The organism is Pseudomonas sp. JAI111, from assembly GCF_024809425.1.
In the GTDB taxonomy this organism is placed as follows: Bacteria; Pseudomonadota; Gammaproteobacteria; order Pseudomonadales; family Pseudomonadaceae; genus Aquipseudomonas.
Genome location: NZ_JANUCB010000010.1, coordinates 164,637 through 186,973, shown reverse-complemented (window position 1 = coordinate 186,973; position 22,337 = coordinate 164,637). Strand labels below are relative to the sequence as shown.

Sequence of the window (22,337 nt, the reverse complement as noted above, 5' to 3'; positions counted from 1 at the left end):
AGCAAGCGCTTGGCTTGTTTAATTCGGATTTTCAGCCATCCTTGCCGTGCCGACAGGTGTCGGACTGGCGAAAGGACTGTTCCAGAGTGGCTGGCAGCTGCAAATCACACTTTAGAGGGATCAAGCTCTACTACCTGCTGGCTATAGTCCGCTCAAGGATTTTTAAGAACGGAGCAAACGCACAAAACGGGGCGATGCAATTTTGGAGTGACTTCGGGACGCCTTGGCTCCCCGTCACCCACAACGTTTTTAGAAGTGCTCACTGCCATAACAATAATGCACATGGAGTAGCGTCGATGACATCAGTAAACAAGTTCTGGCGCCGGGCGAAATTGCCCCTGGCGGTCAGTCTCGCCTCTTCGCTCGCCGGGCCTGCATTCGGCGTCAGTTTCAACGTTGGTGAAATCGAAGGTCAGTTCGACTCGTCGCTCTCCCTGGGGATGAGTGTGTCGACCCAACAGCCGAACAAGAACCTGATCGGTGTGAACAACGGCGGGCATGGCCTGTCCCAGACCTCCGATGACGGCCACCTGAACTTCAAGAGCGGGCAAGCCTTCTCGAAGATCTTCAAGGGCATCCATGACCTTGAATTGAAATATGGCGATACCGGCGTGTTTGTCCGGGGCAAATACTGGTACGACTTCGCGCTGCAAAACGAAGACCTGGAATTCAAGAACGTCAGCAACGACGGCCGCAAGGAAGGCGCCAAATCCTCCGGCGGGCAGATCCTCGACGCCTTCGTCTACCACAACTATTCCATTGCCGATCAGCCGGGTTCCGTGCGTCTGGGCAAGCAGGTGGTGAGTTGGGGTGAAAGTACCTTCATCGGCGGCGGCATCAACTCGATCAACCCGATCGACGTGTCCGCGTTCCGTCGTCCGGGTGCCGAGATCAAGGAAGGCCTGATCCCGGTCAACATGTTCTACGTGTCCCAGAGCCTGACCGAAAACCTGTCGGCCGAAGCGTTCTACCAGCTGGAATGGGACCAGACCGTCGTCGACAACTGCGGCACATTCTTCTCGCAGCCCGACATCATTGCCGATGGTTGCAATAACAACCTGCGCGTACTGAACAAGCGCTCGACGATTCCAGGCATTGCGCTGGGCCCGTTGGCTGCCAACGGTGTCGATGTCAACGAGGAAGGTGTTCTGGTCCGGCGTGGCGGCGATCGTGATGCACGCGACAGCGGTCAGTGGGGCGCTTCCTTCAAGTACATGTTCGATCCGCTGGACACCGAGTTCGGTGCCTACTTCATGAACTACCACAGCCGTGCGCCGATCTTCAGCGCCACGGGTGCGCCGCAGTCGGTCTACAACGGCGTGGCGGCATTGCCAGGTCCGTTCCAGGCGCTGGGTCCGTTGGTGGTCGCGGGTAACTCGCAGTACTTCGTCGAATACCCTGAAGACATTCGTCTGTACGGTCTGAGCTTCTCCACCACCCTGCCTACCGGTACGGCGTGGAGCGGTGAGGTCAGCTACCGTCCGAATGCACCGGTGCAGTTGAACTCCACGGACATTCTGTTCGCCGGCATTCGTCCTCTGGGCAACGGCAATGCGAACAATCCTTTGACCAACGCTTCGTTGCTCTCTGCTGCGCCAGGCACCGACCTGCACGGTTATCGTCGCAAAGAGGTCACGCAGTTCCAGACCACCCTGACGCACTTCTTCGATCAAGTCATGGGCGCCAGCCGTCTTACCCTGGTCGGCGAAGTGGGCGTGACCCATGTCGGCGGGCTGGAAAGCACCTCTGACGTTCGTTATGGCCGCGATCCGGTCTACGGACCGGGTGAACTGCCGGCCTCGGGCGCTCTGGACACCTGTATTGCACTCAATACCAGCACCATCAACGGTGCCGGCCCGGGCGCTGCCACAAACAACCGCAGCCGCAACTGCACCAACGAAGGCTTCACCACGCCGACTTCGTGGGGCTATCGCGGTCGTGCGATCTGGGAATACAACGACGTTTTCGCCGGTGTGAACCTCAAGCCGAACGTGGCTTGGTCCCACGACGTCAGCGGTTACTCGCCAGGCCCTGGCGGCAACTTCGAGGAAGGTCGTAAAGCGGTGAGCCTAGGCGTCGATGCCGAGTACCAGAACACCTACACCGCGAGTCTGGCGTACACCAACTTCTTTGATGGCAAGTACACCACTGTCGATGATCGCGATTTCGTTGCGCTCAGCGTCGGCGTGAACTTCTAAGCACTGTTTTTTCAGGACGAACACACATATGAAAATAACAAAGAGTCTGTTCCACGCCGGTGTTCTGGGGCTTTCGCTGCTGGCAACCAGCGTCATGGCGGCGGTCCCCGCTGCCGAAGCGGACAAGCTGGGCAAAAGTCTGACCCCGATGGGGGCCGAGATGGCGGGCAACGCCGACGGTTCGATTCCAGCCTGGAAGCCGATGGCGAAAAACGCCGGCACCGTCGACGGCAAAGGCTTCCTGTCTGACCCGTATGCCAGTGAAAAACCGCTGTTTACCATCACCGCGAAAAACGTCGATCAGTACAAAGACAAACTCGCTCCGGGTCAGTACGCGATGTTCAAGCGCTACCCGGAAACCTTCAAGATGCCGGTTTACCCGTCCCATCGCGGCGCGACCGTGCCGGATGACGTGTTCGCCGCGATCAAGAAAAACGCCACCGCCACTAACCTGGTGTCTGGCGGCAACGGTCTGGAAAACTTCGAAACCGCCGTACCGTTCCCGATTCCAAAGAGCGGCGTTGAAGTCATCTGGAACCACATCACCCGCTATCGCGGTGGCAGCGTGACCCGTCTGGTGACCCAGGCCACGCCGCAGCCGAACGGCTCGTACAGCCTGGTGTACTTCCAGGACCAGTTCGTGTTCCGCGACAAGATGAAAGACTACGACCCGAAAAACCCGGGCAACATCCTGTTCTACTTCAAGCAGAAAGTGACCGCGCCGGCACGTCTGGCCGGTGGTGTGCTGCTGGTACACGAAACCCTCGACCAAGTGAAAGAGCCGCGTTCGGCGTGGGTCTACAACGCCGGTCAGCGTCGCGTGCGTCGCGCGCCACAAGTGTCCTACGACGGGCCGGGTACCGCAGCGGATGGCTTGCGGACCTCCGACAACCTGGACATGTACAACGGCGCGCCGGATCGTTACGACTGGAAGCTCGAAGGCAAGAAAGAGATGTACATCGCCTCCGACAGCTACAAGCTCGATTCGCCGCAACTCAAGTACGACGACATCATCAAGGCTGGGCACATCAACCAGGATCTGGCTCGCTACGAGCTGCGCCGGGTCTGGCATGTGGTGGCAACCTTGAAGGAAGGTCAGCGTCACATCTATGCCAAGCGTGACTTCTACATCGACGAAGACACCTGGCAGGCAGCGGTGATCGATCACTACGACGGTCGTAATCAGCTGTGGCGCGTGGCGGAAGCCCACTCCCAGAACTACTACAACGTTCAAGTGCCGTGGTACACCCTGGAAACCTTGTACGACCTGCAATCGGGCCGTTACCTGGCACTGGGCATGAAGAACGAAGAGAAGTCGGCGTATGACTTCGGTTTTACCGCAACCACCAGCGATTTCACACCTGCTGCGTTGCGTCAGGACGGTGTTCGCTAATCTGCACTGAATAGAGGCCGCATCCTCGAAAAACGCCCCGACTGGTTCGGGGCGTTTTTTTTTGCCTGGATTTTTTCCATGAATCTTCGGTGCCTTTGACGGCCCCATCGCGAGCAAGCTCGCTCCCACAGTTGATCGCACTCTTATGGACAAGCGCGTTACCTGGGGTAGCGAGCCTGCTCGCGATGGCGGCACCTTGGTCTGCCAGGAAAACACCATCGCCGGCCGGACACTTTTACTTGTATTCTTTTTGTAGCCATTTGTAGCAATAACCTTCATTCCCTCTTCGTTTACCGCTAGTCTGCGGACATCTGCAACGCCGCCATCCGTATCTCAAACAAGAGCCGGCCATGACTGATCTGTCACCAATCCCGGGCCCTGCAAGCGCTGCCGTCGCGGCACTGGACGGGCGCTTTTTCCGGCCCCCGTTACCCGACGGCCATGTATTGCGGCCTCGTCTGTGCGAGCGCCTGAGTGCCGGCCTCGGTGGCAGGCTGTTGCTGGTCAGTGCACCCGCCGGGTTCGGCAAGAGCTCATTGGCGGTGGAGTTCTGTCAGGGGCTGCCGGCCCATTGGCAAAGCCTGTGGCTGGGGTTGAGTCCTCGTGACAGCGACCCTGGCCGTTTTCTTGAACGCTTGCTCGAAGGTCTTCAGGATTACTTTCCGACACTGGGCAGCCAGGCGCTGGGCCTGCTAAAAATGCGCCAACGCCATCAGCCGTTCGCCTTTGAAGAATGGCTGGACGGTTTGCTTGATGAGCTGGCCATTCACCTTTCGCCAATGACGCCTTTGTTGCTGGTGCTGGATGACTACCATCTGGCCCAGGGCCCGGTGCTCGATCGTTGCCTGCAATTTTTTCTCAATCATTTGCCCGAAGGCTTGCTGGTCATGGTGACCAGTCGTCAACGTCCGGACTGGCACCTGGCGCGTTTGCGCCTGTCGCGCCAACTGCTCGAGTTGCATGAGCAGGACCTTCGACTGACTCACGACGAAGCCCTGACATTGCTCGACCGACACAGCACTTCATTGCGTGGCGAGGCTCTGGAAAACCTGATTCAGCGCAGTGAAGGCTGGGTCGCCGGCCTGCGTTTCTGGCTGCTGGCGGCCTCCGAAGCGGGTGCCGACGCTGCATTGCCTCAGTCTTTGCACGGTGGGGAAGGGCTGATTCGCGATTATCTGCTCGAAGAAGTCATCGATTGCCTGCCGGCCGAAGTGCAGTCATTTCTGTACGACACCGCGCCTCAAGAGCGTTTTTGCAGCGAGCTCTGCGACGCCATCCGCGAAGCCCATGACAGTGCCGACATCCTGCGTTTCCTTCAGGCACACCAGGTGTTCCTGGTGCCGCTGGACGAGCACGGTCATTGGTATCGCTATCATCACCTGTTTTCCGACCTGCTGCGCACCCGTCCCATTGCGCAGACGATCGTGCCGACCGCCAGCCTGCATCTGCGCGCCTGTCGCTGGTTCAATGCGCAGGGGCTGCTCGATGAGGCCGTGGAGCAGGCGTTGCGCGCCGGGCACCTGGACGTTGCGGCCAACCTTGTGCAAAACCTCTCTGAAGAACAATTGCTCGCCGAGCAGAACGTCGGCATGTTGCTGCGCTGGAAAATGGACTTGCCCGACAGCCTGCTGATCAGCACGCCGCGGCTGATCGTGCTCTACAGCTGGGCGCTGGGGCTGGCCTGTCAGCTGGACGCTGCCGAGGAGCTGGCGGCCCACTTGAGTCGTTTCCTGCCAGCCCCTTCGGCCACCGCGCAGAAGTCCATGCTGGCGCAATGGCTGGCCCTGAGCGGCATCATCGCCCGAGGGCGCGGCAATCGTGAGCTGACGCTGCTCTATTGCAGCGAAGCGCTGGAGAGCCTGCCGGCCAAGCGCTACGGGCAACGGCTGATGTGCCTTTCGACCCTGTCCAACCTGGCGATCGCCGACGGCGATTTGTGGCGTGCCCGCAGCCTCAATCGCGAGTCGCTGGAGTTGGCGCAGCGGGTCGGCAACCCGTTGTTCGAAGCGCTGGCCCATTACGACCGTGCGCGCGTGCTTCAAGCGCGTGGGGAAATCCTGCGTTCGTTGCAGGAAGTGCGTCAGGGCCTGCAACGTCTGCAAGGATTGTCGCCGCAACGGCTTTATGCGGTGCGCGCCCGCTTGACCTTGTACGAAGGTTTTCTGTTGGCCGTGCGCTCGCAACCGCAAGCTGCGCGGGCGCGTTTGCAAGCGGGGTTGAGTGAAGCCCGGTCCTGTCGCGATATCAGCGTGTTGATCGGCCACTGTGTGATTGCCCGGCTCGAAGGCAGCAGCGGCGAATTCGCCAAAGCTTTCGCCGAACTCGCCGAAGCCGAACGCCTGATGCACATCTGGGACGTGCCGCCGATTTACTACCTGGCCATGATCACGCTGGTCAAATGCGAACTCTGGCTGGCTCAGGGGCGCACCGATCTGGCGGAAGCCTGGCTGTCACGGCTGGGCCAGACTTACAACGGTGAACACGCAGCCGCACCGCCGGAATTTCATCCTCAACTGCCGCTGCATATCGAGTTGCAGCAAGCGTTGCTCGAGGTGATTCAGGGGCAACCGATGCTGGCCGAAGGGCGTTTGAATGCGCTGCTTGAGCAGGGGCAGACGTCGGGACGGCAAATGCTCAGCGTGATGGCGCTGACGCAGAAAATAACCTTGTTGCTGGCGGCCGGACGTGAACCGGAAGCACGCAAGGCGTTGGTTCAGGCGCTGGAAGCGGCAGCGGGCGGTGTCCTGCAACCGTTTGATGGATTATTGGCCGCACACCCGGACTGGCTGCGCGGGCAACTGCAACTTTCTCCCCCGACCGATGTGTCGCAGACCCTGACCGAAAAACTTCCAGCCACGATTGCTCGCCCGGCCTTGGAGTCACCACCTGGGGCTGAACAGCTCAGCGCACGGGAAATGGCCGTTCTACGCCTGATCGCCCAAGGTTGCTCGAACCAGGAAATCAGCGATCAGTTGTTCATCTCGTTGCACACGGTCAAGACCCATGCGAGTCATATCAACAGCAAGCTTGGGGTGGAGCGGCGTACTCAGGCGGTTGCCCGGGCGAAGGAGTTGGGGGTATTGGCCTAGTCCAAGCTTGCGCCCATACCTCAACGCAAACGCCCCGAACAAGTCGCAGGCGTATTTGTTTGTACTGCCGCACCGTTTCGGCGAGGCGTAGAATCCTGAAGCCACACTCACAGCCTTCCGTCTGATACAGGCCAACGACTTCCCATGACTGTTCCAACTCCCGTACTCATCCGCGAAACCTTCCCCGTCGGTCCTTTGCAGTGCAACTGCACAATCATCGGCGACCCGATCACCAAGAAAGCGATCGTGGTCGATCCGGGCGGCAATCATGAGTTGATCCTGGCGCGCCTCGACGCCTTGGGCCTGAAAGTCGTCAGCATCATCCACACCCATGCGCATCTGGATCACTTCCTGGCCTCCGGTCAGCTCAAGGAGAAAACCGGCGCGACCTTGCACCTGCATAAAGAAGATCAATTCCTCTGGGACAACCTGGAGATGCAGTGCCAGATGTTCGGAGTGCCTTATACGCCGGTGCCGTCCCCCGACCGTTGGTTGGCCGATGATGAGGAGCTGGCTTGCGGCTGCGGCGTGGCATTGCACACACCGGGTCATACGCCGGGTTCCATGAGCTTTTGGTTTTCCGAGGCTAAGCTGCTGATAGCCGGCGACACATTGTTTCGTCGTGGAGTCGGGCGCACGGATCTGTGGGGGGGAGATCAGGCGACTATCGTGCGGTCGATCAAGCAGCGGTTGTATACCCTTGATGAAGAAGCGACCGTCGTGACCGGGCATGGTCCGGACACACGACTGGGCGAGGAAATGCGCGAGAATCCTTTTGTTCGCGCCTGATGTGTAACAGGTGGAATTTTTTTCGGGCGAAATGATCCAACGCCCGCAAAGGTCCAATGCCTGATCCGTTGCACCCTAGAATGCAAAAGTAGGAGCTCTTAATGTTCACCAAGCAGCGTTTGATTATTGTCGCTACGGCTGTTGCCTTGCTGTCTGGCTGCGCCTCGCCCAATCCGTATGACAACCAGGGCCAGGCTGACAGTGGCTCCCAGGGCATGAGCAAAACCGCCAAATATGGCGGTCTGGGTGCCTTGGCCGGTGCTTTGGCGGGTGCGGCCATCAACCACGACAACCGTGGCAAGGGCGCGCTGATTGGCGCCGCTGTCGTGGGTGCTTCCGCTGCCGGGTATGGTTACTACGCCGACCAGCAAGAGAAAAAACTGCGGGCCAGCATGGCCAACACCGGTGTCGAGGTGCAGCGCCAGGGTGACCAGATCAAGCTGATCATGCCGGGCAACATCACGTTCGCGACCGATTCGGCGAACATCGCCTCCAGCTTCTACCAGCCGTTGAATAGCCTGGCGGGCTCACTCAAGGAGTTCAACCAGAACCAGATCGAGATCGTCGGCTACACCGACAGCACGGGCAGCCGTCAGCACAACATGGATCTGTCCCAGCGTCGTGCGCAGAGCGTGGCAACTTACCTGACGTCGCAAGGTGTCAGCGGTACCAACCTGTCGGCCCGTGGCGCAGGTCCCGATAACCCGATTGCCAGCAACGGCGACGCCAATGGCCGCGCGCAGAACCGTCGGGTCGAAGTCAACCTGAAGGCGATTCCGGGTCAGCAGTATCCGCAGCAATAAGCGCTTCACCTTTACACCTGACTGAACCCCAGGCGTAAAAAAGCCCCCGGACGATCACTCGTCCGGGGGCTTTTTCATGTCGCGCGAAACCTGATTACTTCTTCAGGCCGTAATGTTCATCGAGCATGCCCGGCGCGTTCGGGGCTTTTGGGGCGTAATCGCGAGGCGGTTCCTGATTGCGCGGTGGCGTCAGGCGCTCCCGTGGCGCTACGGTCGCATCGGAATGCAGGGCGGCCAGCAAGCGTTGGCGAGTCTGCTCGTCCAGGGCCAGGCGGTTGGCGCCCTCGGCGAGATGATCCTGCACTTCCTGATAGCTTGCAGTCAGTTTCTTGACCAGGTTTGCAGTGCTGTTGAAGTGGGTGACCACCTCGTTCTGATAACTGTCGAAACGTTCCTGAATGTCATCCAGCTGACGTTGTGTGCTGCTCGGCGCAGCATTCGGCACCAGGCGAGCGATCAGGAAACCTATGGCGACACCCACAACCAGGGCAAGAGTCGGCAACAACCAAACTAAGAGCGAGTGTTCCACGAGTCCTTCCTCTATAAACGGCTTTGCTTTACGTTAACGGCTCGAACCTGCGCTGTATACCGCGATTCACTCGCAATAGATTGGCACAGACAATTTGCTAGACGAGTCGACCCGATTCGAGGTCACGGAGTTCCTTCCTTGCTTATGCGCGAAACCCCTGTAGTGATTGACGGTCCGGTCGGTCAACTGGAAAGTTTGTATCTGGATAACGAGCAGCCTCGGGGCCTGGCACTGATCTGCCATCCGAACCCGGTGCAGGGCGGCACCATGCTCAACAAAGTGGTCTCGACCCTGCAGCGCACCGCGCGCGACGCCGGTTTGATTACTTTACGTTTCAATTACCGTGGCGTCGGTGCCAGTGAAGGTTCCCACGACATGGGTACTGGTGAAGTCGATGATGCCCAGGCCGCGGCCGAGTGGCTGCGAGCCAGACATCCGGACTTGCCGTTGACGCTATTCGGTTTCTCCTTCGGCGGTTTTGTTGCGGCCAGCCTCGGCGGCCGCCTGGAAGCCAAAGGCGAGCAGCTCAAGCATTTGTTCATGGTCGCGCCTGCGGTCATGCGCCTGGGTGATCAGGATAAGCTTCCACAACAGGGCGATCTGACCCTGATTCAGCCGGAAACCGACGAAGTCATCGATCCGCAAGCCGTCTACGACTGGTCCGACAAACTCGAACGTCCCCATGAGCTGCTGAAAGTGGCAGAATGCGGACACTTTTTTCATGGCAAGCTGACTGATCTCAAGGATCTGATCCTGCCGCGTCTTTCGAATTGATTGCAGTCTGACAAGCGATTACCCATGACGACTCGTACCCGTATTCTCACCGGCATCACCACCACCGGCACGCCGCACCTGGGCAACTACGCCGGCGCCATCCGCCCGGCGATCCTGGCCAGTCGTGACAGCAATGCCGATTCGTTCTACTTCCTGGCCGACTACCACGCCCTGATCAAATGCGATGACCCGCTGCGCATCCAGCGCTCGCGTCTGGAAATCGCCGCGACCTGGCTGGCTGGTGGTCTGGATGTGGATCGTGTGACGTTCTACCGTCAGTCCGACATCCCCGAAATCCCTGAGCTGACCTGGCTGCTGACGTGCGTCGCCGCCAAGGGCCTGCTCAACCGCGCCCACGCCTACAAGGCTTCGGTGGACAAGAATGTCGAGACCGGCGAAGACCCGGACGCCGGCATCACCATGGGCTTGTACAGCTATCCGGTGCTGATGGCCGCTGACATCCTGATGTTCAATGCGCACAAGGTGCCGGTCGGTCGTGACCAGATCCAGCACGTGGAAATGGCCCGCGACATCGGTCAGCGCTTCAACCACCTGTTCGGTCAGGGCAAAGAATTTTTCACCATGCCTGAGGCGTTGATCGAAGAAAGCGTCGCCACGCTGCCAGGCCTCGACGGTCGCAAGATGTCGAAAAGCTACGACAACACCATTCCGTTGTTCAGCAGTGCCAAGGAAATGAAAGACGCGATCTCGCGGATCGTCACCGACTCCCGCGCGCCGGGCGAAGCCAAGGATCCCGACAATTCGCACCTGTTCACCTTGTTCCAGGCCTTCGCCACTCCGGCGCAGTCCGACGAATTCCGCAGCGAATTGTTGCAGGGCCTGGGCTGGGGCGAGGCGAAGAATCGTCTGTTCCAGTTGCTCGACAGTGAATTGGGCGAGTCCCGTGAGCGTTATCACCAACTGATCGAGCGTCCGGCGGACCTGGAAGACATCCTGCAGGCCGGCGCCAAAAAGGCCCGCTCGGTGGCGACCCCGTTCCTTCAGGAGCTGCGTGAAGCGGTTGGCCTGCGTTCTTTCGTCGCCCAGACCCAAGTCGCGGCCACCACCAAAAAGAAAGCCGCGAAAGCCGCGCGTTTTGTCAGCTTCCGCGAAGAAGACAGCAGTTTCCGCTTCCGTCTGTTGGCGGCCGATGGCGAGCAACTGCTGTTGTCGCGCAACTTCGCCGACGGCAAAACCGCAGGTCAGGTGACCAAGCAGCTGCAATCCGGCCAGCCGTTGGATGTGCGCAGTGAAGACCGCAGCTTCAGCGTCTGGCTGGAAGGCGAGTGTGTGGCCGACAGCCCGACATTCGCTGACGATGCCGCTCGCGACGTCGCCATCGAGGCCTTGCGGGTTGCCCTGACCCCCGTTCAGGAATAAATCAACGGCACGGTCCGACCAAGGGCCGATTGCCATTCCCCCGGGCCGTCGCTACAGTGACGGCCCGTTTTTGTTGCCTTGCTAACGAATTATGACGCCCCTAGAACGATATCAAGCTGATCTGAAACGCCCGGAATTCTTCCATGACGCCGCGCAGGAAACTGCCGTGCGCCATCTGCAGCGCCTGTACGACGATCTGGTCGCCGCCTCGCAGAGTAAGCCGGGCCTGCTCGGCAAGCTGTTTGGCAAGAAAGACGTGGCACCGGTCAAGGGTCTGTACTTCTGGGGCGGCGTTGGCCGTGGCAAGACCTACCTGGTCGATACTTTCTTTGAAGCGCTGCCCTTCAAGGAAAAGGTCCGCACTCACTTCCACCGCTTCATGAAGCGCGTGCACGAAGAGATGAAGACTCTGGGCGGCGAGAAAAACCCGCTGACCATCATCGCCAAGCGCTTCTCCGATGAAGCCCGGGTGATCTGCTTCGATGAGTTCTTCGTGTCCGACATCACCGACGCGATGATCCTCGGCACGCTGATGGAAGAGCTGTTCAAAAATGGAGTGACCCTGGTCGCGACCTCGAACATCGTGCCGGACGGCCTGTACAAGGACGGCCTGCAACGCGCGCGCTTCCTGCCGGCCATTGCGCTGATCAAGCAAAACACTGACATCGTCAACGTCGACAGCGGCGTCGATTATCGTCTGCGTCACCTCGAGCAAGCTGAGCTGTTCCACTTCCCGCTGGACGAAGCCGCTCAGGAAAGCCTGCGCAAGAGCTTCCGCGCTCTGACGCCGGAATGCACGGCTGCGGTCGAGAACGACGTGCTGATGATCGAGAATCGCGAAATCCGTGCCGTGCGCACCTGCGATGACGTGGCCTGGTTCGACTTCCGCGAACTGTGCGACGGCCCGCGTAGCCAGAACGATTACATCGAACTGGGCAAGATCTTCCACGCCGTGTTGCTCAGCGGTGTCGAGCAGATGAGCGTCACCACCGATGACATCGCCCGACGCTTCATCAACATGGTCGACGAGTTCTATGACCGTAACGTCAAGCTGATCATTTCTGCTGAAGTCGAGCTCAAGGACCTCTACACCGGCGGTCGCCTGAACTTCGAGTTCCAGCGCACGCTTAGCCGCCTGCTGGAGATGCAGTCGCACGAATTCCTGTCCCGGGCGCATAAGCCGTAGGACGATTCGGAAAATGAAAAGGGGCCTGCAAATGCAGGCCCTTTTTTTTTGTGTTGATCGTTCCCACGCTCTGCGTGGGAATGCCGCCATGGACGCTCTGCGTCCGCTTCGAAATGTGACGCGGAGCGTCACGGGATGCATTCCCACGCGGAGCGTGGGAACGATCATCGTTTCAAGTCCAGCCCTTAAGCGGCTTGTTGGAATTGCTGCCGATACTGATTCGGCGACAGCTCGGTGTGCTGGCGGAACAGCCGCGCAAAGAAGCTCGCATCGTCATATCCGACCTCATAACTGATGGTCTTGATGCTCTTGCGGCTACCCGACAACAAACCCTTGGCGGTTTCGATGCGCAGGCGTTGCAGGTAATGCAGCGGCTTGTCGCCGGTGGCGGTCTGGAAGCGGCGCATGAAGTTGCGGATGCTCATGCCGTGCTCGCGGGCCACGTCTTCAAAGCGGAATTTGTCGGCGAAATGCTCTTCGAGCCAATGCTGGATCTGCAGGATGATCACGTCCTGGTGCAGCTTTTGTCCGCCGAATCCAATCCTTCCAGGCGAATAGCTGCGCTGCACTTCGTAGAGAATGTCGCGCGCGACGGCTTGCGATACGTTGGCGCCGCAGAAACGTTCGATCAGGTAAATGTATAGGTCGCAGGCGGAGGTGGTGCCGCCGGCGCAATACAGGTTGTCGGCGTCGGTCAGGTGCTTGTCCTGATTGAGCTGAACCTGTGGAAAGCGTTCGGCGAAGGCGTTGAAGAAGCGCCAGTACGTGGTCGCTTCCTTGCCATTGAGCAACTCGGCTTCGGCGAGCCAGAACACCCCGGTCGCTTCGCCGCACAACACCGCGCCGCGAGCGTGTTGCTCACGCAGCCACGGCAAGACCTGTGGATAACGTTTGACGAGTGTGTCGAAGTCGTCCCAGAAGGCGGGGAGGATGATGACGTCGGCATTTTCCAGGGCGCCGTCCACCGGCATGATCACATCGCTGAAGCTGTTCACCGGTTTGCCGTCTGGGCTGACCAGCCGGGTTTCGAACGCCGGTGTCAGGCCCTGGCCCAGTTGTTTGCCGTAGCGCAGGCTGGCTAGATGGAAGAAATCCTTGGCTTGCATGAGGGTGGAAGCGAAAACCCGGTCGATAGCCAGGATGCTGACGCGCCGCAAGGGCGTGGAGGCTTGGTTAGACATAATTCAACTTTATTCTTATAGGGGAAAGTGGTCACCAGACGGCTGGATCGTCTTATTTTTTGTCTTATGTGTCCAGTGTCCTGTATCGAATGCGAGGCTTAGTCTCTGAAGGTCAACTCCTTCCAGCCAACGACAGGTGCCGCATGATTCCCAGAACCTTGTTCAGTTCCGAGCACGAACTTTTTCGCGACAGCGTGCGAACGTTCCTCGAAAAAGAAGCGGTGCCGTTCCATGGCGAATGGGAAAAACAAGGCTATATCGACCGTCAACTCTGGAACAAGGCAGGGGAGGCGGGGATGCTCTGTTCGCACCTGCCAGAGGAATATGGCGGACTGGGGGCGGACTTTCTCTACAGTGCCGTGGTGATCGAGGAAGTCGGTCGCCTGGGGCTGACGGGGATCGGGTTTTCCCTGCATTCGGACATTGTTGCGCCGTACATCCTGCACTACGGCAGTGAAGCGCTGAAGCACAAATACCTGCCAAAACTGGTGTCTGGCGAGATGGTGACGGCCATCGCCATGACCGAGCCGGGCGCCGGTTCCGACCTGCAAGGGGTGAAGACCACTGCCGTGCTGGATGGCGATGACTATGTCATCAATGGTTCCAAGACATTCATCACAAACGGCTTTCTCGCTGACCTGGTGATTGTCGTGGCCAAGACAGATCCGAAGGCCGGCGCCAAAGGTACCAGCCTGTTTCTGGTCGAGGCCAACACGCCAGGCTTCGACAAGGGCAAGCGCCTGGAAAAAGTCGGCATGAAGGCTCAAGACACTTCGGAGCTGTTCTTCCAGGATGTTCGAGTGCCCAAAGAAAACCTGCTGGGGCAGGCCGGGATGGGCTTTGCGTATCTGATGCAGGAGTTGCCTCAGGAGCGCCTCACGGTTGCCATCGGCGGGCTCGCTTCGGCCGAAGCCGCGTTGCAATGGACCCTGGATTACACCCGCCAGCGCAAGGCATTCGGCAAGGCGATTGCAGATTTTCAGAACACGCGCTTCAAGCTGGCGGAGATGGCGACGGAGATTCAGATTGGTCGGGTGTTTGTCGATCGCTGCCTGGAGCTGCACCTGCAAGGCAAGCTGGATGTACCGACGGCCGCGATGGCCAAATACTGGGGCACCGACCTGCAATGCAAGGTGCTCGACGAATGCGTGCAGCTGCATGGCGGTTACGGCTTCATGTGGGAATACCCGATCGCCCGGGCGTGGGCGGATGCACGGGTTCAGCGGATTTACGCCGGGACCAACGAGATCATGAAGGAAATTATTGCGCGGTCGCTTTGAATTTGTTGTGAGTTCAGTATCGCCATCGCGAGCAAGCCCGCTCCCACAGATTCAGCGCTGAACCTGTGGGAGCGGGCTTGCTCGCGATTGGGTCTAATGATCGATCAAGGCGCCGGGTTCGGATGATCCTTGTGAATCGCCTCGATCCCTTCCAGCACTTCATCGGAAAGTTTCAGCTCGAAGCTGGCAATGTTGCTGTCGAGTTGCTCCATCGTCGTCGCGCCAATGATGTTACTGGTCACGAACGGCTGCTGGGTCACGAATGCCAATGCCATCTGCGCCGGGTCCAGGCCGTGCTCACGGGCTAGCGCCACGTAACGACTGCACGCTGCTTCCGACTGAGCATTGAAATAGCGGCTGAAGCGGCTGTAGAGGCTCAGGCGCCCCTTTGGCGGGCGGGCGCCCCCTTCGTACTTGCCTGACAGGAAGCCGAACGCCAGCGGCGAATAGGCGAGCAGTCCGCATTGTTCACGGATGGCGATTTCCGCCAGGCCGACTTCGAAACTGCGGTTGAGCAGGTTGTACGGGTTCTGGATCGACACCGCGCGCGGCCAGCCACGGGCTTCGGCCAGGGCGAGGAAACGCATGGTGCCCCACGGTGTTTCGTTGGACAGGCCGATGTGGCGGATCTTGCCGGCCTTGACCTGTTCGTCCAGCGCTTCGAGGGTGTCCTCCAGCGGCGTGAGGTTGGCTTCGATCTTGTGTTTGTAACCCAGCTGTCCGAAGAAGTTGGTGCTGCGTTCCGGCCAATGCAGCTGGTACAGATCGATGTAGTCGGTCTGCAGGCGCTTGAGGCTCGCGTCCACGGCTTCGGTGATGTGCTGACGGTTGTGGCGCAGGTTTTTGTCGCGGATGTAATCGATGGTGTTGCCGGGGCCGGCGATCTTGCTCGCCAGGATCCAGTCGGCGCGATCGCCGCGACTTTTGAAGTAATTGCCGATGTAGCGTTCGGTGGTGGCGTAGGTTTCAGCCTTGGGCGGCACCGGATACATCTCGGCGGTGTCGATGAAATTGATCCCGGCGCTTTTGGCCCGTTCAATCTGGGCGAAGGCTTCAGCTTCGCTGTTTTGCTCGCCCCAGGTCATGGTTCCGAGGCAGATGGCACTCACGTTCAGATTGGTTCGGCCTAGCTGGCGATAGTCCATCGGGTGCTCCTTGGGCAAAACAATCATAAAAGCAGGTTGAAATATTTTTCGCAATCTGCATAATTGCGCACCTCTTTCTGCAGTGGAAGTGATGCGCCGCCGCCGAAGAATCTTGCCGTTGAACGGACGCGCCGACCCGAGCCCCCGAAAGCGTCTGTATCCGGCTGCCTTTGACTTGTCAAAGTACGCACTATTCAGTAAGATCCGCCGTCTAATTTACAGGGCGGCCCCTGAGGCTATAAAGAATGAAAACTTTTACTGCTAAACCGGAAACAGTACAGCGCGACTGGTTTGTCGTCGACGCTGCAGGTCAGACCCTGGGTCGTCTGGCCACCGAAATCGCGAGCCGTCTGCGTGGCAAGCATAAAGCTGAGTACACTCCTCACGTTGACACCGGCGACTACATCGTCGTTATCAATGCCGAGCAGATTCGTGTAACCGGTGCTAAAACCACCGACAAGATCTACTACTCCCACTCCGGTTTCCCGGGCGGCATCAAGTCGATCAACTTTGAAAAGCTGATCGCCAAAGCCCCTGAGCGCGTGATCGAGACCGCGGTCAAAGGCATGCTGCCTAAGAACCCGCTGGGTCGCGACATGTATCGTAAGCTGAAAGTCTATGCGGGCGCTGTACACCCTCATACTGCTCAGCAGCCCCAAGAACTGAAGTTTTAACGGAATAGTTCATTATGTCGGCGACTCAAAATTACGGCACTGGCCGTCGCAAGACCGCAACCGCACGCGTTTTCCTGCGTCCGGGTACTGGTAACATCTCCATCAATAACCGTTCGCTGGATAATTTCTTCGGCCGCGAAACTGCCCGCATGGTAGTTCGTCAGCCGCTGGAATTGACTGAGACTGTCGAGAAGTTCGACATCTACGTCACCGTGATCGGTGGTGGTGTAAGTGGTCAAGCTGGCGCAATCCGCCACGGTATCACTCGCGCACTGATGCAGTACGACGAAACCCTGCGTGGCGCTCTGCGCAAAGCTGGCTTCGTTACTCGCGATGCTCGTGAAGTTGAACGTAAGAAAGTCGGTCTGCGTAAAGCGCGTAAGCGTCCGCAGTACTCGAAGCGTTAATTCGCTTTCTCGTTCAAAAAGAACGCCCAACTTCCTCGCGAAGCTGGGCGTTTTTTTATGCGCGTTATTTATCAAAGAATTGCGCTGTGACAACTTGCCACATCCGTAGAGGCCCTATACTGCAAGGCTTGGCAGTGGAGCCCTTCGGTAATTACCTTGTCAGAATTGGGGCTTTTCATTACCATTCGGCAAAATTTTTATAAGTTCAGATTTTTACTTAGTAGACGCCTGATTTAACAGGCCACAAAGCTGATGGGAGAGGACTGAATGAGCAATGACGGCGTGAATGCAGGCCGGCGTCGCTTCTTGGTAGCAGCCACATCCGTGGTGGGTGCTGCAGGAGCGGTGGGGGCTGCGGTCCCGTTCGTGGGGTCATGGTTTCCCAGTGCCAAGGCGAAAGCCGCAGGTGCACCGGTGAAGGTGAATGTCAGCAAAATCGAGCCAGGCCAGCAGATGATTGCTGAATGGCGCGGTCAGCCGGTGTTCATTGTCCGCCGTACTCCGGAAATCCTGGGGAATCTGAAGAAGATCGAGGGCCAGCTGTCTGACCCGACCTCCAAGAACTCGACGCAACCGACTTATGTCGACCCGCAAACGCGGTCGATCAAGCCAGAAGTTCTGCTGCTGATCGGTATCTGCACGCACCTGGGTTGCTCGCCGACCTTCCGTCCGGAAGTGGCACCTGCTGATCTGGGCAAGGACTGGGTAGGTGGTTATTTCTGCCCTTGCCACGGTTCCCACTACGATCTGGCTGGCCGCGTCTACAAGTCGCAACCTGCGCCTTTGAACCTGCCAGTTCCCCCGCATTCCTATGAGTCCGATGAGATCATTGTCATCGGCGTCGATACGGAGAAAGCGTGATGAGCAAGTTCATGGATTGGGTTGATGCGCGCTTTCCCGCTACCAAAATGTGGGAAGACCATCTCAGCAAGTACTACGCCCCGAAGAACTTCAACTTCTTCTATTTTTTTGGCTCGCTGGCATTGCTCGTTCTGGTTAACCAGATCGTTACCGGTGTCTGGTTGACCATGAGCTACACCCCGTCGGCGGAAGAGGCGTTTGCTTCCGTCGAATACATCATGCGCGACGTCGAGTACGGCTCGATCCTGCGTCTGCTGCACTCCACCGGCGCTTCGGCGTTCTTCATCGTGGTCTATCTGCACATGTTCCGTGGTTTGCTCTACGGTTCGTACCAGAAGCCGCGTGAGCTGGTGTGGGTCTTCGGGATGCTGATCTACCTGGCGCTGATGGCTGAAGCCTTCATGGGTTATCTGCTGCCGTGGGGCCAGATGTCCTACTGGGGTGCCCAGGTGATCATCTCGCTGTTCGGTGCGATCCCGGTCATCGGCAACGACCTGACCCAATGGATCCGCGGTGACTACCTGATTTCCGGCATTACCCTGAACCGCTTCTTCGCCCTGCACGTGGTTGCCTTGCCGATCGTGATTCTCGGTCTGGTGGTGCTGCACGTCCTGGCGTTGCACGAAGTCGGTTCGAACAATCCGGACGGCGTGGACATCAAGAAACACAAGGACGAAAACGGCGTACCGCTGGACGGCATTGCCTTCCACCCGTACTACACCGTGAAAGATATCGTCGGCGTGGTGGTGTTCCTGTTCATCTTCTGCTCGATCGTGTTCTTCTTCCCGGAAATGGGCGGCTACTTCCTCGAGAAGCCGAACTTTGAAGTGGCGAACGCCTTCAAGACACCAGAGCACATCGCTCCGGTCTGGTACTTCACGCCGTTCTACGCGATCTTGCGGGCGATTCCGGACAAGCTCATGGGTGTAATCGCCATGGGTGCTTCGATTGCCATGCTGTTCGTACTGCCGTGGCTGGATCGCAGTCCGGTCAAGTCGATGCGCTACAAAGGCTGGCTGAGCAGGATCTGGCTCTGGGTGTTCTGCATCGCGTTCGTGATCCTGGGCATTCTGGGTGTTCTGGCCCCAACCCCTGAGCGGACGTTGCTGTCGCAGGTATGTACCTTCCTGTACTTCGCCTACTTCATTCTGATGCCGTTCTACACCCGGCTCGAGAAGACAAAACCGGTTCCGGAAAGGGTGACTGGCTGATGAAAAAACTATTTGCTGTACTGATTCTTGCTGCCATGCCTGTTCTGTCCTTCGCGGCTGAGCACGGTGGTCCCGAGCTGGAAAAGGTCGACATCGACGTTTCCGACAAAGCGGCCATGCAGGACGGCGCGCGTACGTTCGCCAACTACTGCATGGGTTGCCACAGCGCCAAGTTCCAGCGTTACGAGCGTGTGGCCGATGACCTTGGCATCCCGCACGACCTGATGCTCTCCAAGCTGGTGTTCACCGGCGCCAAGATTGGCGACCACATGAGCATCGGCATGCAGCCGGCAGACGCCAAGACCTGGTTCGGTGCGGCACCGCCCGATCTGACCCTGGTCGCTCGTGTTCGCGGTACCGACTGGCTCTATGGTTACCTGCGTTCGTTCTATGAAGACCCGGCGCGCCCTTGGGGTGTGAACAACAAAGTCTTCCCGAACGTCGGGATGCCTAACGTTCTGGTCGGCCTGCAGGGTCGTCAGGTGGTAGGCTGCAAACAAGTTCAAATCGTCGAAGACGGCAAGAAGCAATATGATCCGCTGACAGGCACTGCTTTGACTCATGAAGCATGTGATCAGCTGACCGTGTTGCCGAAAACCGGCACGCTGAACGCAGAGCAGTTCGACGAGAAGGTCAAGAATCTGGTGACCTTCCTGGCCTACTCGGCCAACCCGGTGAAGCTGCAGCATCAGCGCATCGGTACCTATGTGTTGCTGTACCTGGCGTTCTTCTTCGTATTCGCTTACTTGCTCAAGCGCGAATACTGGAAAGACGTCCATTGATAAAGCTGTAAGTAATTGCTGTTAATCGCGCGCGCCCAGGGGCGTCTCTGAAGGTGTAACGAGTCTGGTGAGCCAGGCGTTACGGGAGGCGTCTCTGGGCGCGTGCGTTTTTCCGCTTCCGATAATTTCAACAAGCGAGGAGGACCGCCATGGGCGTGACCAATCGGTTGGCCTGTTACTCCGACCCCGCCGACCACTATTCCCACCGAGTGCGCATCGTACTTGCAGAGAAGGGTGTCAGCGCAGAGATCATTTACGTGGAAGCTGGTCGCCAGCCGCCTAAACTGATTGAAGTGAACCCTTACGGAAGTCTGCCCACCCTGGTCGATCGTGACCTGGCGTTGTGGGAGTCGACCGTGGTGATGGAATATCTGGATGAGCGTTATCCGCACCCGCCACTGCTGCCGGTTTACCCGGTGGCGCGTGCCAACAGCCGTTTGCTGATTCATCGTATTCAGCGCGACTGGTGTGGTCTGGTGGATCTGATCCTGGATTCGCGGACCAAGGAAGCAGCCCGTGTCGTGGCTCGTAAAGAGCTGCGCGAAAGCCTGACCGGCGTGTCGCCGTTGTTCGCCGACAAGCCGTTTTTCCTCAGTGAGGAACAAAGTCTGGTGGATTGCTGCCTATTGCCAATACTCTGGCGATTGCCGATTTTGGGTATTGAACTGCCGCGGCCTGCCAAGCCGTTGCTTGATTATATGGAGCGCTCGTTTGCGCGTGAGGCTTTCCAGGCGAGTCTGTCTGGTGTCGAACGCGATATGCGCTAAGGCTTAGGGAGCCGCTATGAACTCCAGTCGACCTTATCTGGTCCGCGCGCTCTACGAGTGGATTGTGGACAATGATTGCACCCCGCACATGCTGGTCAATTCCGAGTATCCGTCGGTGCAGGTGCCTCAGGGTTTTGCCAGCGACGGACAGATTGTCCTGAACGTGTCACCGGCCGCCGTGCGTCATCTGCACATGGACAACGAAGCCGTCAGCTTCGAAGGGCGCTTCGGTGGCGTGCCGCACACCCTGTACGTGCCTATTGCCTCGATCCTGGGCATTTACGCCCGGGAGAATGGCCAGGGCATGGTGTTCGATCTGGAATCGCCCATGGAGGACGAGGAGGAGATCGAGCCGGATGATGATCTTCCACCACCCGACAGCGAGCCGCCGCGTCCCAGCGGTCGACCCAGTTTGAAAGTGGTGAAGTAATAAAAAAGGCGATCCATCTGGATCGCCTTTTTTATTGCTTCTGTCCCGTCCAAACGTAGGAGCTGTCGAGTGATACGAGGCTGCGATCTTTTGACTTTGATTTTTTAAAGACAAGATCAAAAGATCGCAGCCTCGTTTCACTCGACAGCTCCTACAGATCGATGGCGACCTGAGGGATCTGTAAGAAGGTGTCAGTCAATGTACTCAAACAGCTTCACGATCTTCTGCACGCCGGAAACACCCTGCACCAGGTTGGTCGCTTGCTCCGCTTCCTGCTTGGTCAGCAGGCCCAGCAAGTAGACGATGCCGTTCTCGGTGACAACCTTGATGCGCGAGCCCGGGATGTTCGGGTCGGTGAGCATCTGGGTCTTGATCTTGGACGTCAACCAGGTGTCGTTCTGACGGGCGAGGAAGCTGGAGGGTGGAAGAATCTGCAGTTCGTTGTGAACCGTCTTCACCCGCTGAACAGCCGCAGCGGCTTGTTCGGCCTTGGCCTTGAGGTCGGCGCGCGGGGTTTGCCCGGCGAGCAACACAACGCCGTTGAAGCTGGTGACGACGATGTGCGAATCGTTGTCCAGGGCCGGATCGGCCTTGGCGATGTTCACGCCGACCTTGGTGTCGATCAGAGAATCGTCGATCTTGCTGCCGAAGGTGCGTGTACCGCGGTCGTCTTCGATAGGCGCTTCACGGCTGGCGTTAACCACTGATGTGCAGCCGCTGATGCCGAGGCACAGGGTCAAGGCCAGAAGGCCTAGGCGATTAGGGGTCATTCTTCACTCCCGAACAGTTGGCTGTCGATCAAATCGCAAAGGCAATGGATCGCCAGCAGGTGGACTTCCTGAATACGTGCAGTGACATTGGCCGGTACGCGAATCTCGACGTCTTCAGGCAATAGCAGCGATGCCATGCCGCCGCCATCGCGACCGGTCAATGCTACGACAATCATTTCGCGATCATGTGCGGCCTGGATCGCTTGAATAATGTTCGCCGAGTTGCCGCTGGTGGAAATCGCCAGCAATACGTCGCCCGGCTGGCCGAGAGCGCGGATCTGTTTGGAGAAGATTTCGTTGTAGCTGTAATCGTTGGCAATCGAGGTGATCGTCGAGCTGTCGGTGGTCAGCGCAATGGCTGGCAGGCTCGGACGTTCACGCTCGAAGCGATTGAGCAGCTCGGACGAAAAGTGCTGTGCATCGCCGGCGGAGCCACCGTTGCCGCACGAAAGCATTTTGCCCTCGTTGAGCAGGGCGTTGACCATCACCTGGCTGGCTTGCTCGATGTGCGGTGCAAGTACGTCCATCGCCATTTGCTTGGTGTCGATACTGGCCTGAAAAAGCTGGCGAATTCGGGATTGCATGTCCATCTGTGTGACCTTAATTAGCGCGGCTACTTGGCACATGAATGTGCAGCCCGCAAAGCAAAGAGCAAAAGTGTTGGGTGTAGGTGTCCGGTTCGGGGCGC

General features: G+C 58.4%; 21 protein-coding genes. 16 read left to right on the top strand and 5 right to left on the bottom strand.

Annotation, left to right across the window (positions count from 1 at the left end; translation table 11 throughout):
* The first annotated feature begins 296 nt into the window (after positions 1-296).
* From HNR03_RS26225 to HNR03_RS26205, 5 genes are all read left to right on the top strand, one after another.
* Positions 297-2,198: a DUF1302 domain-containing protein gene (locus HNR03_RS26225; RefSeq protein WP_222588396.1), complete on the top strand. Its 1,902-nt coding sequence runs from the start codon at positions 297-299 to the stop codon at positions 2,196-2,198.
* Between the two features lie 28 nt (positions 2,199-2,226).
* Positions 2,227-3,591, top strand: coding sequence for a DUF1329 domain-containing protein (locus tag HNR03_RS26220; RefSeq protein WP_208671491.1), 1,365 nt, complete (start codon positions 2,227-2,229; stop codon positions 3,589-3,591).
* Between the two features lie 350 nt (positions 3,592-3,941).
* Entirely contained in the window at positions 3,942-6,680 is a 2,739-nt protein-coding gene (locus tag HNR03_RS26215) for a LuxR C-terminal-related transcriptional regulator (protein ID WP_259156907.1), read from the top strand.
* Positions 6,681-6,824: 144 nt separating this feature from the next.
* Complete coding sequence (locus HNR03_RS26210; RefSeq protein ID WP_222588394.1) at positions 6,825-7,469, top strand: MBL fold metallo-hydrolase; 645 nt, start codon at positions 6,825-6,827, stop codon at positions 7,467-7,469.
* Positions 7,470-7,570: 101 nt separating this feature from the next.
* Positions 7,571-8,272 (top strand): OmpA family protein, encoded by a 702-nt coding sequence (locus HNR03_RS26205; protein WP_222588393.1) that lies wholly within the window; start codon positions 7,571-7,573, stop codon positions 8,270-8,272.
* Positions 8,273-8,366: 94 nt separating this feature from the next.
* Here the strand turns inward: HNR03_RS26205 and HNR03_RS26200 are convergent, their stop codons facing one another.
* Complete coding sequence (locus tag HNR03_RS26200) at positions 8,367-8,801, bottom strand: YhcB family protein (RefSeq protein ID WP_222588392.1); 435 nt, start codon at positions 8,799-8,801, stop codon at positions 8,367-8,369.
* A 144-nt stretch (positions 8,802-8,945) separates the two neighbouring features.
* Here HNR03_RS26200 and HNR03_RS26195 point away from each other — a divergent pair, with 144 nt between their 5' ends.
* The 3 genes from HNR03_RS26195 (at position 8,946) to zapE (ending at position 12,141) form a co-directional block, all read left to right on the top strand.
* Positions 8,946-9,575, top strand: a complete 630-nt coding sequence (locus HNR03_RS26195) for an alpha/beta hydrolase (protein ID WP_208671496.1) — start codon at positions 8,946-8,948, stop codon at positions 9,573-9,575.
* A gap of 24 nt (positions 9,576-9,599) precedes the next feature.
* Positions 9,600-10,955, top strand: a complete 1,356-nt coding sequence (locus HNR03_RS26190) for a tryptophan--tRNA ligase (protein WP_222588390.1) — start codon at positions 9,600-9,602, stop codon at positions 10,953-10,955.
* A gap of 91 nt (positions 10,956-11,046) precedes the next feature.
* Positions 11,047-12,141 carry a cell division protein ZapE gene (gene zapE, locus HNR03_RS26185; RefSeq protein ID WP_090180220.1) on the top strand — a complete coding sequence of 365 codons (1,095 nt, stop codon included), beginning with the start codon at positions 11,047-11,049 and terminating at the stop codon, positions 12,139-12,141.
* A gap of 185 nt (positions 12,142-12,326) precedes the next feature.
* On the opposite strand, the gene HNR03_RS26180 is transcribed toward zapE, so the two are convergent.
* Positions 12,327-13,247 carry a GlxA family transcriptional regulator gene (locus HNR03_RS26180; RefSeq protein ID WP_259156992.1) on the bottom strand — a complete coding sequence of 307 codons (921 nt, stop codon included), beginning with the start codon at positions 13,245-13,247 and terminating at the stop codon, positions 12,327-12,329.
* A 218-nt stretch (positions 13,248-13,465) separates the two neighbouring features.
* Between HNR03_RS26180 and HNR03_RS26175 the strand changes: the two genes are divergently transcribed.
* Complete coding sequence (locus HNR03_RS26175) at positions 13,466-14,602, top strand: acyl-CoA dehydrogenase family protein (RefSeq protein WP_222588388.1); 1,137 nt, start codon at positions 13,466-13,468, stop codon at positions 14,600-14,602.
* 104 nt (positions 14,603-14,706) lie between these two features.
* Here HNR03_RS26175 and HNR03_RS26170 read toward each other — a convergent pair whose 3' ends face one another.
* On the bottom strand, positions 14,707-15,747 hold the full coding sequence (locus HNR03_RS26170) for an NADP(H)-dependent aldo-keto reductase (RefSeq protein WP_259156906.1): 1,041 nt from the start codon (positions 15,745-15,747) through the stop codon (positions 14,707-14,709).
* 245 nt (positions 15,748-15,992) lie between these two features.
* On the opposite strand from HNR03_RS26170, the gene rplM reads away from it, so the two are divergent.
* The 7 genes from rplM to HNR03_RS26135 all read left to right on the top strand — a co-directional run bounded on the left by rplM (position 15,993) and on the right by HNR03_RS26135 (position 20,879).
* Positions 15,993-16,421: a 50S ribosomal protein L13 gene (rplM, locus tag HNR03_RS26165; RefSeq protein ID WP_007905295.1), complete on the top strand. Its 429-nt coding sequence runs from the start codon at positions 15,993-15,995 to the stop codon at positions 16,419-16,421.
* Between the two features lie 14 nt (positions 16,422-16,435).
* A complete protein-coding gene (gene rpsI, locus HNR03_RS26160; protein ID WP_002555064.1) occupies positions 16,436-16,828 on the top strand; it encodes a 30S ribosomal protein S9 in 393 nt (130 codons plus the stop codon).
* A 267-nt stretch (positions 16,829-17,095) separates the two neighbouring features.
* On the top strand, positions 17,096-17,689 hold the full coding sequence (gene petA / locus HNR03_RS26155; protein WP_259156831.1) for a ubiquinol-cytochrome c reductase iron-sulfur subunit: 594 nt from the start codon (positions 17,096-17,098) through the stop codon (positions 17,687-17,689).
* Positions 17,689-18,900 (top strand): cytochrome bc complex cytochrome b subunit, encoded by a 1,212-nt coding sequence (locus HNR03_RS26150; RefSeq protein ID WP_090180233.1) that lies wholly within the window; start codon positions 17,689-17,691, stop codon positions 18,898-18,900. Before petA ends, HNR03_RS26150 begins: the two co-directional genes overlap by 1 nt.
* Entirely contained in the window at positions 18,900-19,682 is a 783-nt protein-coding gene (locus tag HNR03_RS26145; protein ID WP_222588386.1) for a cytochrome c1, read from the top strand. Before HNR03_RS26150 ends, HNR03_RS26145 begins: the two co-directional genes overlap by 1 nt.
* Positions 19,683-19,831: 149 nt before the next feature.
* The gene (locus HNR03_RS26140) at positions 19,832-20,449 is read left to right on the top strand and encodes a glutathione S-transferase N-terminal domain-containing protein (RefSeq protein ID WP_007905304.1); all 618 of its coding nucleotides are present in this window, start codon (positions 19,832-19,834) and stop codon (positions 20,447-20,449) included.
* 16 nt (positions 20,450-20,465) lie between these two features.
* A complete protein-coding gene (locus HNR03_RS26135) occupies positions 20,466-20,879 on the top strand; it encodes a ClpXP protease specificity-enhancing factor (protein WP_008037283.1) in 414 nt (137 codons plus the stop codon).
* Positions 20,880-21,070: 191 nt separating this feature from the next.
* On the opposite strand, the gene HNR03_RS26130 is transcribed toward HNR03_RS26135, so the two are convergent.
* Together HNR03_RS26130 and HNR03_RS26125 are read right to left on the bottom strand one after the other, a co-directional pair.
* Entirely contained in the window at positions 21,071-21,649 is a 579-nt protein-coding gene (locus HNR03_RS26130; protein WP_090180240.1) for a BON domain-containing protein, read from the bottom strand.
* Positions 21,646-22,239 (bottom strand): phosphoheptose isomerase, encoded by a 594-nt coding sequence (locus HNR03_RS26125; RefSeq protein WP_008025961.1) that lies wholly within the window; start codon positions 22,237-22,239, stop codon positions 21,646-21,648. The genes HNR03_RS26130 and HNR03_RS26125 overlap by 4 nt, the downstream gene beginning before the upstream one ends.
* Positions 22,240-22,337: the final 98 nt, after the last annotated feature.

What these genes read in the sequence shown, in the direction of transcription:
- HNR03_RS26220 (WP_208671491.1), top strand. Translation starts at nt 2,227, where the DNA reads ATGAAAATAACAAAGAGTCTGTTCCACGCCGGTGTTCTGGGGCTTTCG.
- HNR03_RS26140 (WP_007905304.1), top strand. Translation starts at nt 19,832, where the DNA reads ATGGGCGTGACCAATCGGTTGGCCTGTTACTCCGACCCCGCCGACCAC.
- HNR03_RS26135 (WP_008037283.1), top strand. Translation starts at nt 20,466, where the DNA reads ATGAACTCCAGTCGACCTTATCTGGTCCGCGCGCTCTACGAGTGGATT.
- HNR03_RS26225 (WP_222588396.1), top strand. Translation starts at nt 297, where the DNA reads ATGACATCAGTAAACAAGTTCTGGCGCCGGGCGAAATTGCCCCTGGCG.
- HNR03_RS26210 (WP_222588394.1), top strand. Translation starts at nt 6,825, where the DNA reads ATGACTGTTCCAACTCCCGTACTCATCCGCGAAACCTTCCCCGTCGGT.
- HNR03_RS26130 (WP_090180240.1), bottom strand. Translation starts at nt 21,649, where the DNA reads ATGACCCCTAATCGCCTAGGCCTTCTGGCCTTGACCCTGTGCCTCGGC.
- HNR03_RS26175 (WP_222588388.1), top strand. Translation starts at nt 13,466, where the DNA reads ATGATTCCCAGAACCTTGTTCAGTTCCGAGCACGAACTTTTTCGCGAC.
- HNR03_RS26195 (WP_208671496.1), top strand. Translation starts at nt 8,946, where the DNA reads ATGCGCGAAACCCCTGTAGTGATTGACGGTCCGGTCGGTCAACTGGAA.
- HNR03_RS26205 (WP_222588393.1), top strand. Translation starts at nt 7,571, where the DNA reads ATGTTCACCAAGCAGCGTTTGATTATTGTCGCTACGGCTGTTGCCTTG.
- HNR03_RS26215 (WP_259156907.1), top strand. Translation starts at nt 3,942, where the DNA reads ATGACTGATCTGTCACCAATCCCGGGCCCTGCAAGCGCTGCCGTCGCG.
- rplM (WP_007905295.1), top strand. Translation starts at nt 15,993, where the DNA reads ATGAAAACTTTTACTGCTAAACCGGAAACAGTACAGCGCGACTGGTTT.
- HNR03_RS26125 (WP_008025961.1), bottom strand. Translation starts at nt 22,239, where the DNA reads ATGGACATGCAATCCCGAATTCGCCAGCTTTTTCAGGCCAGTATCGAC.
- rpsI (WP_002555064.1), top strand. Translation starts at nt 16,436, where the DNA reads ATGTCGGCGACTCAAAATTACGGCACTGGCCGTCGCAAGACCGCAACC.
- HNR03_RS26145 (WP_222588386.1), top strand. Translation starts at nt 18,900, where the DNA reads ATGAAAAAACTATTTGCTGTACTGATTCTTGCTGCCATGCCTGTTCTG.
- zapE (WP_090180220.1), top strand. Translation starts at nt 11,047, where the DNA reads ATGACGCCCCTAGAACGATATCAAGCTGATCTGAAACGCCCGGAATTC.
- HNR03_RS26170 (WP_259156906.1), bottom strand. Translation starts at nt 15,747, where the DNA reads ATGGACTATCGCCAGCTAGGCCGAACCAATCTGAACGTGAGTGCCATC.
- HNR03_RS26180 (WP_259156992.1), bottom strand. Translation starts at nt 13,247, where the DNA reads ATGCAAGCCAAGGATTTCTTCCATCTAGCCAGCCTGCGCTACGGCAAA.
- HNR03_RS26150 (WP_090180233.1), top strand. Translation starts at nt 17,689, where the DNA reads ATGAGCAAGTTCATGGATTGGGTTGATGCGCGCTTTCCCGCTACCAAA.
- HNR03_RS26190 (WP_222588390.1), top strand. Translation starts at nt 9,600, where the DNA reads ATGACGACTCGTACCCGTATTCTCACCGGCATCACCACCACCGGCACG.
- petA (WP_259156831.1), top strand. Translation starts at nt 17,096, where the DNA reads ATGAGCAATGACGGCGTGAATGCAGGCCGGCGTCGCTTCTTGGTAGCA.